14 protein-coding genes, 1 other RNA gene and 3 pseudogenes are annotated in these 16,843 nt (G+C 66.3%); 13 read left to right on the top strand and 5 right to left on the bottom strand.

Annotated elements, in window-relative coordinates:
• Nucleotides 1-18 precede the first annotated feature (18 nt).
• Nucleotides 19-1,242, bottom strand: coding sequence for an acyl-CoA dehydrogenase family protein (locus tag GTV32_RS00200; RefSeq protein WP_161058456.1), 1,224 nt, complete (start codon nt 1,240-1,242; stop codon nt 19-21).
• Nucleotides 1,243-1,270: 28 nt separating this feature from the next.
• Nucleotides 1,271-2,641, bottom strand: coding sequence for an acyl-CoA dehydrogenase family protein (locus GTV32_RS00205; protein ID WP_161058457.1), 1,371 nt, complete (start codon nt 2,639-2,641; stop codon nt 1,271-1,273).
• A 153-nt stretch (nt 2,642-2,794) separates the two neighbouring features.
• On the opposite strand from GTV32_RS00205, the gene GTV32_RS23265 reads away from it, so the two are divergent.
• Both GTV32_RS23265 and GTV32_RS00215 read left to right on the top strand, forming a co-directional pair.
• Nucleotides 2,795-3,277 (top strand): DUF2752 domain-containing protein, encoded by a 483-nt coding sequence (locus GTV32_RS23265; protein WP_202421529.1) that lies wholly within the window; start codon nt 2,795-2,797, stop codon nt 3,275-3,277.
• Between the two features lie 31 nt (nt 3,278-3,308).
• The gene (locus GTV32_RS00215; protein WP_161058458.1) at nt 3,309-3,968 is read left to right on the top strand and encodes an MBL fold metallo-hydrolase; all 660 of its coding nucleotides are present in this window, start codon (nt 3,309-3,311) and stop codon (nt 3,966-3,968) included.
• 46 nt (nt 3,969-4,014) lie between these two features.
• Here GTV32_RS00215 and GTV32_RS00220 read toward each other — a convergent pair whose 3' ends face one another.
• Both GTV32_RS00220 and hisN read right to left on the bottom strand, forming a co-directional pair.
• Nucleotides 4,015-4,416: a VOC family protein gene (locus tag GTV32_RS00220; RefSeq protein WP_161058459.1), complete on the bottom strand. Its 402-nt coding sequence runs from the start codon at nt 4,414-4,416 to the stop codon at nt 4,015-4,017.
• An 83-nt stretch (nt 4,417-4,499) separates the two neighbouring features.
• On the bottom strand, nt 4,500-5,321 hold the full coding sequence (gene hisN / locus GTV32_RS00225; RefSeq protein ID WP_161058460.1) for a histidinol-phosphatase: 822 nt from the start codon (nt 5,319-5,321) through the stop codon (nt 4,500-4,502).
• A gap of 138 nt (nt 5,322-5,459) precedes the next feature.
• Between hisN and GTV32_RS00230 the strand changes: the two genes are divergently transcribed.
• The 10 genes and pseudogenes from GTV32_RS00230 (at nt 5,460) to GTV32_RS00275 (ending at nt 14,450) form a co-directional block, all read left to right on the top strand.
• Complete coding sequence (locus GTV32_RS00230; protein ID WP_161058461.1) at nt 5,460-5,858, top strand: hypothetical protein; 399 nt, start codon at nt 5,460-5,462, stop codon at nt 5,856-5,858.
• Nucleotides 5,859-5,926: 68 nt separating this feature from the next.
• A complete protein-coding gene (gene prfB / locus GTV32_RS00235) occupies nt 5,927-7,042 on the top strand; it encodes a peptide chain release factor 2 (RefSeq protein ID WP_161058462.1) in 1,116 nt (371 codons plus the stop codon).
• Nucleotides 7,035-7,990 (top strand): annotated as a pseudogene (locus GTV32_RS00240) (mechanosensitive ion channel family protein). Before prfB ends, GTV32_RS00240 begins: the two are co-directional and overlap by 8 nt.
• Nucleotides 7,980-8,444 (top strand): hypothetical protein, encoded by a 465-nt coding sequence (locus GTV32_RS00245; protein ID WP_161058463.1) that lies wholly within the window; start codon nt 7,980-7,982, stop codon nt 8,442-8,444. The pseudogene GTV32_RS00240 and the gene GTV32_RS00245 overlap by 11 nt, the downstream one beginning before the upstream one ends.
• A 72-nt stretch (nt 8,445-8,516) precedes the next feature.
• Nucleotides 8,517-9,203, top strand: a complete 687-nt coding sequence (gene ftsE, locus GTV32_RS00250) for a cell division ATP-binding protein FtsE (protein ID WP_161058464.1) — start codon at nt 8,517-8,519, stop codon at nt 9,201-9,203.
• Between the two features lie 90 nt (nt 9,204-9,293).
• A pseudogene (gene ftsX, locus GTV32_RS00255) lies at nt 9,294-10,201 on the top strand (permease-like cell division protein FtsX).
• Between the two features lie 41 nt (nt 10,202-10,242).
• Nucleotides 10,243-10,713, top strand: a complete 471-nt coding sequence (gene smpB, locus GTV32_RS00260) for an SsrA-binding protein SmpB (protein WP_343287152.1) — start codon at nt 10,243-10,245, stop codon at nt 10,711-10,713.
• Between the two features lie 52 nt (nt 10,714-10,765).
• A pseudogene (locus tag GTV32_RS00265) lies at nt 10,766-11,994 on the top strand (glycoside hydrolase family 27 protein).
• A 95-nt stretch (nt 11,995-12,089) separates the two neighbouring features.
• Nucleotides 12,090-12,460: a transfer-messenger RNA gene (gene ssrA / locus GTV32_RS00270) on the top strand.
• A 193-nt stretch (nt 12,461-12,653) separates the two neighbouring features.
• Nucleotides 12,654-14,450 (top strand): long-chain-acyl-CoA synthetase, encoded by a 1,797-nt coding sequence (locus GTV32_RS00275; protein ID WP_161058466.1) that lies wholly within the window; start codon nt 12,654-12,656, stop codon nt 14,448-14,450.
• On the opposite strand, the gene GTV32_RS00280 is transcribed toward GTV32_RS00275, so the two are convergent.
• Nucleotides 14,390-15,097, bottom strand: coding sequence for an alpha/beta fold hydrolase (locus tag GTV32_RS00280; RefSeq protein WP_343287153.1), 708 nt, complete (start codon nt 15,095-15,097; stop codon nt 14,390-14,392). The genes GTV32_RS00275 and GTV32_RS00280 overlap by 61 nt on opposite strands.
• A 94-nt stretch (nt 15,098-15,191) precedes the next feature.
• Between GTV32_RS00280 and pgm the strand changes: the two genes are divergently transcribed.
• Nucleotides 15,192-16,832: a phosphoglucomutase (alpha-D-glucose-1,6-bisphosphate-dependent) gene (pgm, locus tag GTV32_RS00285; protein WP_161058467.1), complete on the top strand. Its 1,641-nt coding sequence runs from the start codon at nt 15,192-15,194 to the stop codon at nt 16,830-16,832.
• The last annotated feature ends 11 nt before the right edge of the window (nt 16,833-16,843 follow it).

Consider the following 16,843-nt stretch of genomic DNA (forward strand, 5'->3'; position numbering starts at 1 on the left):
TATCGAGACCTCTGCGGACTACTTGAGCTCGGTGCTGCTCTTGTTGAGCACCCGACGCGCGATGATCAGGTTCTGGATCTGCTGGGTGCCTTCGAAGATGTCCAGGATCTTCGAGTCGCGGGCCCACTTCTCCACCAGCAGCCGTTCCGAATACCCCAGCGTGCCGGTCAGTTCCACCACCTTGTTGGTGATGTCGGTCCCGGTGCGCCCGGCCTTCGCCTTCGACATCGACGCCTCGAGCGAGTTCGGCTCCTTGTTGTCGGCCATCCACGCGGCTCGCATGGTGTGCAGGTACGACGCCTCGAAATCGCTTTCCATCCGGATGAACTCGGCCGCGGCCGCATGCTGATCGGCGGCCGGACGGTCGTAGTCGATCTCGATTCCTGCCTCTTCCAGGATGCGACGCAGTTCCTCGAGCGCGGCGCGGGCGACGCCCACGGCCATACCCGCGACCATGGGCCGCGTGTTGTCGAAGGTCTGCATGACACCGCCGAAGCCCTTCTTGGTGTCCACCTCCGGCGATCCGAGCAGGTGGTCCTTGGAGATGCGGCAGTTCTCGAAACGGATGACCGCGGTGTCGGAGACGCGGATACCGAGTTTGTGTTCGAGACGGACGACCTCGACACCCGGATGTTCGCGCGGCACCACGAAACTCTTGATGGCCGCCCGGCCGAGGCTCTTGTCGACCGACGCCCACACCACGATGTGCGTGGCGCGCGACCCGGCGGTGACGAAGATCTTCTCGCCGTTGAGGACATAGTCGTCGCCGTCGGGGGTGGCGGTGGTGGACACGGCTGCCGAGTCCGACCCGAAGCTGGGCTCCGTGATGGCCATCGCGGCCCACACCTTGCCGAAGTTCTTCAGCTGATCGTCGGTGGCGACCGCGGCGATCGCCGCGTTGCCCAGCCCCTGATAGGGGATGGTCAGCATGAGGCCGACATCGCCCCACGACGTCTCCATCGTGTTGATCACCGACTGCATGTTGCCGCCGTTGACCACGGCGCCCTCAGGTCTCGGCTTGTCCGACTTCTTCTGGCTACGTCCGCCGTCTGCGCCGGCACCGGCCTGCCCGGCCTCGGCGAGCCCGTCGTACAGGCTCGCCAGGGTGTCGAGCTCGACGGGGTAGTCGTGCTCGCGCAGGTCGTACTTGCGTGAGATGGGCCGGAAGATCTCCGCGGCCGCCTGATGGGCCTGGTCGATCGTCGCGCCCAGCTTCTTGGGGAGTTCGAGATTGATGCTCATGTCAGTTGTTCCTCATCAGTTCCGGCCGTCAGAGGACGACGATGCCCTCGCCGATACCGGCGCCGCGCAGGTCGCGGTACCAGCGCTCCACCGGGTGCTCCTTGGTGAACCCGTGGCCGCCGAGCAACTGCACGCCGTCGAGACCGATCTGGAGACCCTTGTCGATGGTCAGCTTGCGGGCGAGTGCCGCCTCACGGGCGAACGACAGCCCCTGCTCGGCGCGTGCAGCGCCGCGCAGCGTGACCAGCCGGATCGAGTCGACCTCGGTGGCGATGTTGGCGACCATGAACGCCACCGCCTGGCGGTTGGAGATCGGCTCGCCGAAAGCCTCGCGCTCGTTGACGTAGGGGATCACATAGTCGAGGACGGCCTTCGCGGTCCCGGCGGCCAATGCCGACCAGCCCAGCCGCGACAGACGCACGACGTCGCGATAGGCGGCGACGGCGGCCTCACCGTCGGTTCCTCCGAGGAGGGCGGATTCCGGCACGGCGACATCCTGCAGCAGCAGCCGTCCCATGCCCGCGGCTCGAACGCCCATGCCGGGATCGGCCTCCACGATGAGGCCCTTGCTGTCCGACTCGACGATGAACAACGCGGGCCGGCCGTCGAGTTGGGCGCCGACGATGAAGAGTTCCGACGATCCGGCCGCGGGGACGAACGACTTCACGCCGTTGAGGCGATATCCGCTGGGTACCCGGGTGGCCTTGGTCTCGAGCGCGAACGCGTCGAAGAGCGGACGCGGCTCGGCGATCACGACCGCGGACTGCGGCACGTTCTCACCCGCGAAGTCGGGGAGGTAGGTGCGCTGCTGCTCGTCGGTACCGAAGTTGGTCAGGGTGGTCGCGACCCCGCTCGGTGCCAGCAGCGGAAGTGCGAGGCCCATGTCGCCGTAGGCCATCGACTCGGCGACCAACGCGTTGGTCACCACGCCCCGCTCGGAGGCGGCACCCTCGAAGTCCTCGGGCACGTTGATCATGGTGATGCCGAGCTCGGACGACCGCTTGAGGATGTCCTCCGGGGTGGCGGCATCGTGGTCGGCATCGTAGGCGGCCGGCCGCAGGATCTCGACGGCGAACTCCTTCACCGTCTCGGCGATCATCTGCTGCTCGTCGTCCGGATTGAGGTTGAAGTAGTCCTTCGGCGCAGTGGTCAGCCGCTTGGCCTGGCCGGAGCCACCCTGGGCTGCCTTGAAGGCGCGGTTCGCCGCCCCGAGGGTCTGGAAGCCCGTCTTGGTGCCCTGGTAGGCGATCCGGTTGATGGGCTCACGGATCTTGTACTTCTCCGCGAATTCGGATCCGGTCACCGTTGTGAGCACGCGCATCGCGGTGCCGATGAACGAACGAGGATGCGGGTTCTTTCCGACGGCGGAGGTGTCGCGCGGTTCGGTGTGCGTAGTCATGATCACCAGCGTTTCTCGGGCGTTGGGGCCGCGTCCGGTTGGACTCGCGACCCGATCTTACTCGGTAGTAAGGACTGACCTTACTCTCCGGTAAGGACGTTGTCACGCAGCTCGCCGACGACGACGCCGACAGGACCGATCTACGCTGGTCGGGTGACCTCGGGCAACCAGACGAGCGCGCCGCAGCGCGGGGCGGCCGGACGAGAACGCCTCGCCGGTCGCGACCGTATGACGGTAGCCGCCGTCGCGGCGACCGGCCTCACGGCGTTCGGGGTCTCGATCGCTCTCGGGCCCGGCGCGGTCGGGCGGGGGCCCGTGCTGTGTCCGTTCCTGCGGATGACCGGGCTGCCGTGTCCGGCCTGCGGCCTCACGCGCAGCTGGGTCGCACTCGGCCACGGCGACGTCCCGTCGGCATTCGGCTTCAACGCGTTCGGGCCGCTGTCCATGCTCGTGCTCGCGGTCGTCACGGTCGCCGCCATCTGGGCGCTGATCACCGGACGCCCCGTCCTGGGGCGAGTGCAACGCGCACTGACGAGCCCGGTTGCCCTTGCCGTACTGGTGGCATGGCTCGGCTACGGGATCGTGCGAGCGCTCGACGCCGGGTTCGGGTGGGGCGTCTTTGCGACGATCACGTGACGTCGGCACGGGTCGATAGCAGAGTGGACGCATGCAGATCACTCACTTCGGTCACTCGTGCGTCCTGGTGGAGATCGACGGAACCAGGATTCTCTTCGACCCGGGCAATTTCTCCCACGGCTTCGACGGCGTCACCGGCCTGGACGCGATCCTGATCACCCACCAGCACCCGGATCATTGCGATGTGGCCCGGTTGCCGGACCTTGTCGCGGCGAATCCCGACGCGGTCCGGTATGCCGACCCGCAGACCGCCTCACAGCTCAACGACGACGACGTCGCGGGACCGTGGCAGACCGCCAACGCAGGTTCGCACGTACAGATCGGCGCGGTGACCGCGCGCTTCACCGGCGGGCGTCATGCGGTCATCCATCCGGAGATCCCGGTGATCGACAACGTCGCCTACGTACTCGACAGCGCCTCGACGACCGGCCGGTTCATGCACCCCGGTGACTCGTTCTACATCCCTTTCGAGAACGTCGATGTGCTGGCACTGCCGTCGGCGGCACCGTGGATGAAGCTCAGCGAGTCGGTCGATTACCTGCGCGCGATGGCGCCGCGTGTGGCCGTGCCGATTCATCAGGCGATCCTGTCCGATGCGGGCACCGGTATCCACTACGGTCGGTTGTCCGAGATGAAGGACTCCGCAACCGAATTCGTGGTGCTCGACAAGGAATCCGCCACCGAGTTGTGAGGGCCGGTCGCTGGATGTGCCGGACGCCGGACGGCGGGCGAGGACGTCAGGCGCCGGCCGGTGGTGCGTAGAACTCCAGGGCGATGTTGTCCGGGTCCCGGAACGAGATCCCGGATCCGTAGCCGGCGTGCTTGATGTCGCTGTGTTCGATGCCGAGCTCGTCGAGCTTGCCCGACCAGCGCTCGAGCTCGTCGCGATCGACGCCGAACGCGATGTGGTCGAGGCCCGCTCGGCGTTCGTCGAAGGTGCCGCCGGGGCTCGGCTCGGTGTGGGCGTGCAGTCCGAACAGCATGCCGCCGTCGAGTGCGAAGACGGTGTGGTGAAACGCGCCGGACTGCTCGTCCTCGTCGAGTACGGGACCCGAGCCGAAGAGTGCGGTGTACCAGCGGGTGCTGGCCGCGAGGTCGCTGACGGTGATGGCCGCGTGCGTCAACGGGGGAAATGCCATGGCGGTGCTCCTTGGTCGGACGGCTCCCCCGGCTATGACTCTAGGCCGTGCCCTGCGCCTGGTGAAGCGCCCGAACGGATGCCTCAGCCGGATCGCTTGCCGCCGTCGAGTGCGGCCAGGACCGTTTCGTGCAGCAAACCGTTGGTGGCGACGGCGCTGCCGCCGGCCGGTCCGGCGGTGCCGTCGAGTGCCGTGAACGTCCCGCCGGCCTCCCGCACCAGGATGTCGAGCGCAGCGAGGTCCCAGAGGGAGACCTCCGGCTCTGCGGCGATGTCGACCGCACCCTCGGCGACCAGGCAATAGTTGAAGAAGTCGCCGTAGCCGCGGACCCGCCACACCTCGTCGGTGAGCGCGATGAACTCGTCGCGCACGCCACGCTCGGCCCAGCCCGTGAGACTCGAGAACGCGAGACTTGCCGACGACAGGTCTGTGACCGCCGAGACCGCCAGTCGGCGCGGCAGTTCCTCGCCGTCGAACACCGAGAACGCCCCGAGGCCCTCGGCCGCCCACCACCGTCGGCGCAAGGCAGGTGCCGACACCACACCGACGCGTGGGACACCGTCGACGAGAAGCGCGATCAGTGTCGCCCACACGGGGACGCCGCGCACGAAGTTCTTGGTGCCGTCGATGGGATCGACCGCCCATTGCCTGCCGGTGAGCAAGGCATCCCCGCCGAACTCCTCTCCGAGTACCGCGTCGTCGTGGCGGCGCGCCGAGAGTCGTTGGCGCACCATGGTCTCGCAGGCGAGGTCGGCGTCCGAGACGGGCGTGAGGTCGGGTTTGTCGTCGACGCGGAGGTCGACCGCACCGAACCGTTCCATCGTCAGGGCGTCAGCCGAGTCCGCGAGCGACAGCGCGAGTTCGAGATCGTCGGAGATCCCGGTGGGCCCGAGGTCGTGTGGCATGCGGGTCAGGTTAGCGCCACCGGTGCATCTGTCACCTCCGACATCGGCGATCTGGGGTCGGCGTTGGTCCTGGTGGCCGCCGGACCCGACCGTGCAGTACGTCGGATTTGCCCGACCGCCGACGGTATGGTGGGGCCCATGTGGCTCGCGGTGGCGTTCAGTGCGATTTTGGCGGCTCTACTGGTGGCGGTGCTCATCCAGTGGCAGCGCGGGAGGAACCCGCGCCCCCTCGACTCGTCGAGAGCAGGCCAGTTCGTGCAGGGCACGCTGACCATCACCGGGGTGAGTGACCGGCCCGACCAGGGGGATGCGAAAGGCGAGCGGTACTGCACGGTGTCGGGCACGATCGTGGGACCGCAGACCGACCCCGCCGAGGTGTACGGCACTCTCGTGTTCGGCGAACGCGATTCGTGGCCCCAGATCGGCGCAGACCTCCCGGTGGTCTACAAGCCCGGCAAGGCGACGTCGACGTGGCGGTTCGGCGAGTTGCCGCCGATGGATGTGCCGCCGCCGCCCGGACAGGTCCCGCCCGCGTGAACTCCCGCGGCGAGACCTAGCGGACAGGGGCAGACCGGGACGGTTTTGCCCCGGTAGTCTTGATCACCGTGCATCCCGACGTAACCGCAGACCTCGAATCCATCGGCATCACCTTGACCACGGTCGAGAAGGTGCTCGACCTCGACGAGTTGCGTCGTCGGATCGACGAGCTGGAGATGCAGGCCTCTGACCCGGAGCTCTGGAACAACCAGGAGCACGCGCAGAAGGTGACCAGCGAGCTGTCACACGCCCAGTCGGAGCTGCGCAAGGTGAGCGAACTGCGTCAACGCCTCGATGATCTCCCGGTCCACTATGAACTCGCCGACGCCGAGGAGGGTGACGACAAGGTCGCCGCGCTGGCCGACGCCGATGCCGAGCGTGTCTCGCTGCGTGCCGACGTGGAGGCCATGGAGGTCAAGACCATGCTGGCCGGTGAGTACGACCAGCGCGATGCGCTCGTGAACATCCGCTCGGGTGCGGGCGGCGTGGATGCGGCGGACTGGGCGCAGATGTTGATGCGCATGTACATCCGTTGGGCCGAGAAGCACAACTACGCGGTCGAGGTGTACGACACGTCCTACGCCGAGGAGGCGGGCATCAAGAGCGCGACCTTCACGGTGAAGGCGCCCTACATGTACGGGACGTTGTCGGTCGAGCAGGGCACCCACCGTCTGGTGCGGATCAGCCCGTTCGACAACCAGAGTCGCCGACAGACCTCGTTCGCCGAGGTCGAGGTCCTGCCCGTGGTGGAGACCACCGACCACATCGACGTCGACGAGAACGACGTGAAGGTCGATGTGTACCGGTCGTCGGGCCCCGGCGGACAGTCGGTCAACACCACGGACTCCGCCGTCCGGCTGACGCACCTCCCGACCGGGATCGTCGTGACCTGTCAGAACGAGAAGAGCCAGCTGCAGAACAAGGCATCGGCAATGCGGGTCCTGCAGGCGAAGCTGCTCGAGCGCAAGCGCCAAGAGGAGCGGGCCGAACTCGATGCGCTGAAGGGCGACGGCGGTTCGAGCTGGGGCAATCAGATGCGGTCGTACGTCCTGCACCCGTATCAGATGGTCAAGGACCTGCGGACCAACGTGGAGGACAACAACCCGACCGCCGTCATCGACGGGGACATCGACAAGTTCATCGAAGCCGGAATCCGTTGGCGGATGGCCGCGGCCGATGCATGATCTGACGCCGCTCGCGTTCGCCGATGGCGCGACGGCGTCGGTGCTCGGGCGGTTCTACGTCTGGGCGGCCACCGACGGACTCAAGATCCTCATCTGGATCCTCGGGGCCTCCTGGTCATCCGACTCATCCGATGGTCGGCGGACAAGTACGCGGCGCGGGCCGAGTCGCAGTTCCACAACAGCGACCTCATCGTCCAGACCGAGGATTCCAAACATCGCCGGGCGCTCGTGGACGTGGTCGCGTGGACCCTGATCGTGATCGTGGTGATCGTGGTGATCCTCCGGATCTTCGTGGTCTTCAACATCCCGATCACCGGACTCGCGGGTCCCGGCGCCGTCATCGGCGCGGCCCTCGGTTTCGGCGCGCAGCGCGTCGTGCAGGACATCCTCGCGGGATTCTTCGTGGTGGCCGAAAAACAGTATGGCTACGGCGACGTGGTCAGCCTGACGGTCACCGGCAGCACGCTCGCCGAGGGCACGGTCGAAGACGTCAGCCTGCGCATGACCAAGCTGCGCACCAGCGAGGGCGAGGTGATCACGGTCCCGAACGGCCAGATCATCAAGGCGACCAACCTCTCCAAGGACTGGGCGCGTGCCGTGGTGGACGTGCCGGTTCCGTCCGAGGCCGACATCGCGAAGGTCAACGAGACACTGGATCGGGTGGGCGTCGACTTCTACGCAGAGAAGCGCTGGCACGACCTCATGCTCGACCCGCCCTCGCCACTCGGCGTCACCAGCCTCGAACTCGATTCGATCACCGTGCGGATGGTCGCTCGCACACTTCCTGGCAAGCAGTTCGACATCAGTCGTGCCCTTCGCGTGAGCATCGTGCGGGCACTGGCCCGCGAGGGCATCACGGTGGCGCCCGGACGCGAGGTGGAGGCGGCGAGCGGCCCGCCGGCAGCGTTGGCCGACGAGGTCGGGAAGGCGAAGCATCGTGACGAATGAGCACGACGGGCAAGACACGCAGGACGAGGACGGGCCTCGCGCACCACGCGACTGGCGACACGTCTACAAGACCCGGATGCGGACGAGTACGGCCATCCTGCTCGTCGCCTTCCTCGGCTCGGTTGTGCTCTACGGCTACACGTCGCAGCGCTACGGAGTGGTCGCCCCGCCCGCACCGCAGCCGGCACGCACGACGCAGTCGAGCACCACGACCACGGAGACACCGAAGCCCTCGTCGACCATGAGGTCGACGTCGTCGTCGACCTCGACCGCCGAATCGACGACCACCACGGAAGACGAGACCGGCCCCAACGGCGACACCGGCGGTGACCAGACGGGTCAGCAAGAAGGCACGACGACGGAGGAGACCGTCCCCGGGCTGCCCGGCGTGAGACTGCCGAATTTCGGCAACGCACCTCAGCCGGGCGAGCAGAGCTCGGTGCCGCAACGGTGATCGGTGCGGCCGAGTCGTCGGCGACACGGACCTGAGCGAGCCTCTCAGGGCACGCCGTTACACTGGCTTCTCGTGATCACGCTGGAGAACGTCACGATGAAGTACAAGGCTTCCAGCCGACCCGCCCTGTCCGATCTCAGTCTCGAGGTCGACAAGGGTGAGTTCGCGTTCCTGATCGGTCCGTCGGGCTCGGGCAAGTCCACGTTTTTCCGTCTGCTGCTCAAAGAGGACAAGCCGACGTCGGGCCAGGTTTATGTGGGCGACTTCCACGTCAACACACTCAAGGCGCGTGCGGTCCCGAAGCTGCGCCAGTCGATCGGCTGCGTGTTCCAGGACTTCCGTCTGCTGCAGCAGAAGTCGGTCGCGGACAACGTCGCCTTTGCGCTCGAGGTCATCGGCAAGCCACCGTCGACGATCCGCCGGGTGGTGCCGGAGGTCCTCGACTACGTGGGCTTGAGCGGGAAGGCCGACCGCATGCCCAACGAACTCTCCGGTGGCGAGATGCAGCGCGTCGCGATTGCCCGGGCGATCGTCAATCGACCGCTGGTCCTGCTCGCCGATGAGCCGACCGGAAACCTGGACCCGGAGACGAGCGAGGAGATCGTCGACGTGCTCGACCGGGTGAACAGGCGCGGCACGACGGTGGTGATGGCAACCCACGACCGCCACATCGTCGACGCAATGCGCCGGCGCGTGCTCGAGTTCGACAACGGCCGCCTGGTCCGCAATGACCCGCAAGGGGTGTACGGCATCGGTTGAGCCGATCCGCCCGCAACCCGCCCGTGACACGACCGCCGGAGGGACCAGAACCCCTTCCGCCCTCGATCCCCGTAAGGACTGCGCACTCCCATGCGAGCGAACTTCATCATCAGTGAGGTCCTCAACGGTCTCCGCCGCAATGTGACCATGACGATCGCGATGATCCTGACCACGGCGATCACCCTCGGCATGTTCGGTGGCGGACTGTTGGTGATCCAGATGGCCGACAAGAGTCAGAAGATCTTCCTCGACCGGGTGGAGATGCAGTTCTTCATCAACGACGCGGTCTCCGAAGCGGATCCGAACTGTCAGAAGGCGCCGTGTTCGGTCCTGCGCACCGAGATCCAGAACCAACCCGGGGTCGGCTCGGTGACGTTCATCGATCGCAAGGAGGCGTTCGAGGCGGCCAAGCAGACGTTCAAGGACAACCCGGACATCGCCGACAACATCCGCGAAGGCACCATCCCGGCATCGCTGAAGGTCCGGATGTCCGACCCCGAGCAGTTCGGACCGGTGCTCGACGAGTTCAAGGACCGCAAGGATCTCGGCGTTGACGGTGCCCTCGACCAACGTGAGTTGGTGAAGCGAATATTCAGCGTGCTCGACGGCACCCGCAACGCGGCGTTCGCCGTTGCGCTCGTGCTTGCACTCGCGGCGATCCTGCTGATCGTGAACACGGTGCAGGTGGCGGCGTTCACCCGTCGGACGGAGGTGTCGATCATGCGGTTGGTGGGCGCCACCCGGTGGTACACGCAGTTGCCGTTCCTGCTCGAGGCGGTGGTCGCGGCCCTTGTCGGCGCGTTCCTCGCCATCGGTGGACTGTTCACGGCGAAGGTCCTCTTCTTCGACAAGGCGTTGGCCGATCTGTACGGTGTCAACATCCTGGCGCGCATCGGGGTCTCTGACGTGCTGTTCGTGTCCCCGTGGTTGATCCTGGGGGAATTCTGTTGGCAGGTGTCACCGCGTATGTCACGCTCCGTGTGTACGTCCGCGAGTAGCGTCGGTCGATGGCCGCAAGGCGGAAAAGAGGAGTGACGTGGTGAAGGAGAAGGGCCGTACGGTCATCGCGACGAACCGTAAGGCGCGCTACAACTACGCCATCCTCGACACCTACGAGGCCGGTATCGCACTGCTGGGTACCGAGGTCAAGAGCCTGCGGGACGGCAAGGCATCTCTGGTCGACGCCTTCGCGACCGTCGATGACGGCGAGATCTGGTTGCGCGCTCTGCACATCCCCGAATACGGCAGCGGGTCGTGGACCAACCATGCGCCGCGTCGCAACCGGAAACTCTTGTTGCACAGGCGGGAGATCGACAACCTGATCGGCAAGATCCGAGACGGAAACCTCACCTTGGTCCCGTTGTCGATGTATTTCAGCGACGGCAAGGTCAAGGTGGAACTCGCGCTCGCACGGGGTAAGCAGGCGCACGACAAGCGGCAGGACATCGCGAAGCGGACCGCGCAGCGTGAGGTGGCCCGCGAGATTGGTCGTCGCGTCAAGGGGATGTGATCGGGTGCCGACACCTCGTGCGCGGTCGAACCGTTACCGGCTTCTCGGCGTCGTGGCCGTCGGTTTGGTGGTGCTGGTCTCGGCCTGTACCCCGGATCCGCCGGGCCGGATCGGCGGTGACGGCGTCGCCGTCGCCGATCTCCCCGCAACTCCGCCGATGGGGTGGAACAGTTGGAACACCTTCGGCTGCAAGATCACCGAGCAGATCGTGCGGGCGCAGGCCGACGCCCTCGTGTCGTCGGGACTGCGCGACGCCGGTTATCGATATGTGGTGGTGGACGATTGCTGGGCGGCCGATCGACGCGCCGCCGACGGCTCGCTGCAGGCCGACCCGGTCCGATTTCCGTCCGGGATGGCGGCACTGGGCGCCTATCTGCACCAGCGCGGACTGAAGTTCGGAATCTACTCGGGTGCAAGCGAACAGACCTGCACTCAGTTCCAAGGTGCGTACCCGGGGTCGACCGGGAGTCGCGGGCACGAAGCGCAGGATGCGCGGAGCTTCGCCGACTGGCAGGTCGATTATCTGAAATACGACTGGTGCTCAAGCGATTCCGATCACGATCACCAGGTCGAGGCGTTCACCGCGATGCGGGACGGCATTCGCGACACGGGCCGGCCCATCCTGTACAGCATCAATCCCAACAGCGGTGTGAGCGGATCGGTACCGGGCGCTCGCTACGACTGGGGCGGGGTGGCGACGATGACGCGCGTCACCAACGACATCACGCCACAATGGTCCACGGACACCGGGTCATCGGGATCTCAAGGCGTCACCGACATCGTCGATGCGGTGGCACCCTTGGCGGCCAGGGTGCGACCGTCGTCGTACAACGATCCGGACATGCTGGTCGTGGGTCTCGACGGCAAGCCGGGTCTGACAGTCGCCGAGCAGCGGACCCAGATGTCCATGTGGGCCATGATGGCCGCGCCCCTCATGGCGGGTAACGATCTCACGCGGATGACCCGGCAACGGTCGACATCCTGCGGAACCGATCGATACTCGCAATCGATCAGGACCAGCGCGTCAGTGCCGGCGCCCCGGTCGACAACGATCCGGAGATCTGGGCCCGGGCGATCGGGGAGAAGGGCATCGTCGTGTCGTTGACCAATCGGCAGGGCCATCCCCGCCGGATGTCGGTGCCGCTGACGAGCCTGGGGTTGGTGGGCGACAAGACCGTGAGTGCGGTCGACGCGTGGACCGGAAAGCGATACCGGGCGTCGGGCGGCCGCCTCAGCGCCGACGTCGGGGTCCACGACACGGTCGTGCTCCAGATCAGTTGACCCTGTCGACGGGCCACCGCGCATACCCGGATGATTTCGTCGCCGGGCGTTGTTAGACTGAAGTGCTCACCGAGAAATCGGTGGGTTCCTGTCTCGGGGCTGATCGGTTTCGACTGCGTGCGTCGAGGTAGGGGAAGCGTGTCGGTGCAGGCTAGAGACCACCGTAAGCGTCGTAGCAACCAATTAAGCGCCGATAAGAATCAGCGCGACTACGCCCTCGCTGCCTGACAGCGACGGCTAGTCTGTCGGCCCGGGTCTGCTCCCAGCCCGGGTCCCGGCATCATCTCAGGGAGCTCACCGTTGTCGTCGGTCGCGGACGGCAGCGGGACAACAAACAGCGACTGGGATCGTCATCCTGGCTTGTTCGCGTGACCAGGAGATCCGAGTAGAGGCATAGCGGACTGCACACGGAGAAGCCCTACTGAAGCGACGGAGGACCCGGGTTCAATTCCCGGCAGCTCCACATCGACAGCGGCCCCTGACCCGGATCACCGGGTCAGGGGCCGCTGTCATTCCGGGTCAGGCGATCCGGACGAATCGGCGAGCCCTTTCTGACCACAGGCGTCTTCGGATAGCCTGGCGGTCACGATCGGGTCGGTCGAGGCGTACGCGGGGGCGGACGTGTGACCGGCGAGAAGCGAGTCAGGGGAGGAACGCAGATGGCGGCAGCAACGGAGAACCGAGACCACATCGAGGTGACCGGGGGAGACATCCTCCGCGGCCTGCGCGGGATCGGCAAAGACTGGCGCATTCTCGCGGGCGTCGTCCCGAACATGATCCCGCGCCCGCTCACCCGCACCGAATCGGTCGGTAAGACGTTCCAGGAGGCGGCGGCGAAGTACTCCGACCGTCCCTTCCTGCGGTTCCATGGCGAATCGATGACCTATCGCGAGTGCAATGCCCAGGTCAACCGGTTCGCGGCATTTCTCGCCGACCGTGGCATCGGCCGCGGTGACGTGGTCGCGATCCTGGCGAAGAACCATCCCGACGTGGTGCTGTGCATGTTGGCGACCGTCAAGCTCGGTGCGATCGCCGGCATGATCAACTACCACCAGCGCGGCAATGTGCTCCAGCACAGCCTCGGCCTCATCGATGCGAAGATCCTCCTGGTGCAACCGGGACTCGAAGAAGCTGTCGAATCGGTGCCGGCCACTGCGCTCCCGTCCGCGATCGTTGACTTCGATGATCTGAAGAAGCAGAGCGCACTCTTCGGTCCGACCGACCCGGCAGTGACCGACACGGTCCAGGCCGGGGAGACGGCGTACTACATCTTCACGTCCGGCACGACGGGATATCCCAAGGCCAGCAAGATGAGTCATCATCGTTGGCATGTCGCGATGCACGGTATCGGGGGCATGGGCGTGCGCCTGCGTCCGGAGGACACCATGTACGCGGCGCTGCCGTTCTATCACAACAACGCACTGACGATCTCCGTCTCGGCCGCAATTCGTGCGGGCGCCTGCGTCGCGGTGGGAGAGCAGTTCTCCGCATCCGGATTCTGGGACGACATCATCCTGAACAAGGCAACAGCGTTCTGCTACATCGGCGAATTGTGCCGTTATCTGCTCGCTCAGCCGGAAAAGCCCACCGACCGAACGCACTCCGTCCGCGTCATGGTCGGAAACGGTCTGCGGCCAGAGATCTGGGACGAGTTCACCGAGCGATTCGGTATCGACCGGGTCGCCGAGCTCTACGCGGCCAGTGAAGGAAACATCGGCTTCGTCAACCTGCTGGGGATTCCGAAGTCGGCCGGTTTCAGTCCGCTCACATACGCGATCGTCGAGTTCGACGAGGAGAGCGGGGAGCCGCGTCGCGACGGCGATGGCCGGGTGATCCCGGTGGGCAAGCACGGTACCGGCCTCCTGCTCGGGGAGATCAACGAGCGGGCCCATTTCGACGGATACACCGATCCGAAGGCATCCGAGAAGAAGGTCGTCGGCGACGCGGTGAAGCCAGGCGACCGCTGGTTCAACACCGGGGACGTGGTGCACGACCAGGGATTCGGCCATATCGCCTTTGTCGATCGGATCGGAGACACCTTCCGGTGGAAGGGTGAGAACGTGGCGACGACGGAAGTCGAGGCGGCGCTCGACTCCTGTGACCTCGTCGATCAGTCTGTGGTGTTCGGCGTCGGCGTGCCGGGCGCGGACGGTAAGGCGGGCATGGCCGCGGTTCTCCTCGCCGACGGCGCCCGATTCGATCCGGATGCGCTCGCCGAACATGTGCGGGAGACGTTGCCGCGCTACGCGATCCCGCTGTTCATCCGGATCGTCGATCACCTCGAACACACCTCGACGTTCAAGAACGTCCGGACCGGTCTGCGCAACGAGGGCTACACCGACACGGGGGACGATCCGGTGTTCGTCCTGCGCGGTAACCCCGCCACCTATGAGCCCTACCGGCGTGAGTACCTCGACGACGTGATCGCCTCGGCGGGGGCCAAGGTCTCGTCGTGACCTGAGGCCGGGGCCTGCTCCCGGGCCCGGGCGAGGGCCGCGCCGACGAAATCGAGCGCGGCACGCTGCCACAACCGGATGTGATCGAGCATGGCGTGATCGCCGCCGGGCACCGGGACGTAGGAGGCGTCCACACCGCGGGCGACCAGTTCGCGTACCCCCTTCTCGGTGCGGCGCGGGAATGTGCGCTCGTCGGCGGTCCCGTGGATCGCCACCACCCGCACCCCGGCATGGATGACGCGCCAGTCCGCGTACTGCCACCACGGTGCGAGGGCGAGAAGTCCGACGACCCGGGGGTCGGCCGCGAGCTGGGCACCCACCCGGCCGCCCATGGAGTGACCGATCAGCACGACCGGCACACCCGGGTGGGTTCTCTCGAGGTCGTCGAGTGCTGCACGGGCGTAAGGCATCGGACTGGCTTGCGCGCCGTTCCAGCCGTACACGCGGTAGCGCACCTGCCGCACGGTCACCGATCTGCCGAAGCGTGCGCGGATCGACCAGGTGAACGGATACATCCGCAGCGCCGACGCCTGCCGGGCGCTGAACGGCCGGTAGCTGGAATCCGTGCCGCCCGGCAACACCAGGACGAGCAGCTCGGGCGAGGCGAGATCGGTCGCGGCAGGGGCCGGCAGTCGTACGAATCTCACGCGGGCCTCCGTCGGTCTTCTCGGTCAGCGTTCACGCTAACGGTTCGTCGCCAGTCACCGACCGGATCGGTGCCACGATGGCAGAATTGCCGCCATGGCACACCCGCGCGCAGGCACCCCGGCACTCCCCGAAGATCTGATCGATGTGACCGCTGTCGAACGTGCCTATTATGACCGCGTCCCGGACCCGGCAGATCCGATGCAACAGGTGTTGTTCGGTACCTCGGGGCACCGCGGATCGAGCCTGGACACGGCGTTCAACGAGGCGCATATTCTCGCCACCACGCAGGCGATCGTCGAGTACCGCACATCGGCGGGGATCACCGGGCCGCTGTTCATCGGGTTCGACACCCATGCGTTGTCGATTCCCGCGTGGCGCAGTGCGCTCGAGGTGCTGGTCGCCAACGAGGTCACCGTTTACATCGCGGAGAACGAGAAGTTCACGCCGACCCCGGCGATTAGTTTCGCGATCCTGCGGTTCAATCAGGCCAATCCAGGCGTTCTCGCCGACGGCATCGTGGTCACCCCATCGCACAATCCGCCGCGCGACGGCGGCTTCAAGTACAACCCGCCCAACGGTGGACCGGCCGACACCAGCATCACCTCGACGGTGGCGCGTCGGGCAAACGAACTGCTCGTCGACAATCTGGTCGGGGTGAAGCGCGTTCCGTTCGAGAGAGCGCGCAGAAGCGAGTTCATCCGCGAGTACCCCTTCACGTTCAACTATGTGGACCATCTGCACGAGGTCGTCGACATGGCGGCGATCCGGGATGCCGGGATCCACATCGGCGCTGATCCGCTCGGCGGGGCGTCGGTGGGGTACTGGGCCGAGATCGGATTCCGCTACAACCTCCAGAACTTGACCGTCGTCAACCCGACGGTCGACCCGACGTTCCGGTTCATGACGCTCGACACCGACGGCAAGATCCGGATGGACTGTTCGTCGCCGAACGCGATGGCATCGCTGATCGCCTCCCGTGACACCTACGATGTCGCGACCGGCAACGATGCGGACTCCGACCGGCACGGCATCGTGACCCCCGACGGGGGCCTGATGAACCCGAACCACTATCTGGCGGTGGCCATCGACTATCTCTTCACCCACCGCGACGGCTGGGGCGCCGACGCGGCGGTCGGCAAGACATTGGTGAGTTCGTCGTTGATCGATCGCGTGGTGGGCGGGCTCGGCCGTCGGCTCGTGGAGGTGCCGGTCGGGTTCAAATGGTTCGTCGACGGATTGCTGGACGGCAGCATCGCCTTCGGCGGTGAGGAAAGCGCCGGGGCATCGTTCCTCACCTTCGACGGCGAGCCATGGTCGACCGACAAAGACGGCATCATCATGGCGCTGCTGGCCGCGGAGATGCTCGCGAAAACCGGTAAGACCCCGTCTCAGCGCTATCGCGAGCTCGCGGATCGCTACGGGGAGAGCGCGTACGCGCGCATCGACGCCCCGGCGTCACGAGATCAGAAAGCCGAACTGGCGAAGCTGTCCGCCGATCAGGTCAGCGCCACCGAACTCGCCGGGGAGGCGATCACCGCGATCCTGACCGAGGCGCCGGGCAACGGTGCGCCGATCGGCGGTCTGAAGGTGACGACAGAGAACGCATGGTTCGCGGCGCGGCCCTCCGGGACCGAGGACGTCTACAAGATCTACGCCGAATCGTTCCGGGGAGCCGACCACCTCGCGACGGTGCAGGCGCAGGCTCAGGAGCTGGTCGACTCCGTTCTGGCCTGACCTGCGTGGCA

It is taken from the genome of Gordonia sp. SID5947 (assembly GCF_009862785.1).
In the GTDB taxonomy this organism is placed as follows: domain Bacteria; phylum Actinomycetota; class Actinomycetes; order Mycobacteriales; family Mycobacteriaceae; genus Gordonia.

What these genes read in the sequence shown, in the direction of transcription:
- GTV32_RS00200 (WP_161058456.1), bottom strand. Translation starts at nt 1,242, where the DNA reads ATGAGCATCAATCTCGAACTCCCCAAGAAGCTGGGCGCGACGATCGAC.
- GTV32_RS00205 (WP_161058457.1), bottom strand. Translation starts at nt 2,641, where the DNA reads ATGACTACGCACACCGAACCGCGCGACACCTCCGCCGTCGGAAAGAAC.
- GTV32_RS00215 (WP_161058458.1), top strand. Translation starts at nt 3,309, where the DNA reads ATGCAGATCACTCACTTCGGTCACTCGTGCGTCCTGGTGGAGATCGAC.
- GTV32_RS00220 (WP_161058459.1), bottom strand. Translation starts at nt 4,416, where the DNA reads ATGGCATTTCCCCCGTTGACGCACGCGGCCATCACCGTCAGCGACCTC.
- hisN (WP_161058460.1), bottom strand. Translation starts at nt 5,321, where the DNA reads ATGCCACACGACCTCGGGCCCACCGGGATCTCCGACGATCTCGAACTC.
- GTV32_RS00230 (WP_161058461.1), top strand. Translation starts at nt 5,460, where the DNA reads ATGTGGCTCGCGGTGGCGTTCAGTGCGATTTTGGCGGCTCTACTGGTG.
- GTV32_RS00275 (WP_161058466.1), top strand. Translation starts at nt 12,654, where the DNA reads ATGGCGGCAGCAACGGAGAACCGAGACCACATCGAGGTGACCGGGGGA.
- pgm (WP_161058467.1), top strand. Translation starts at nt 15,192, where the DNA reads ATGGCACACCCGCGCGCAGGCACCCCGGCACTCCCCGAAGATCTGATC.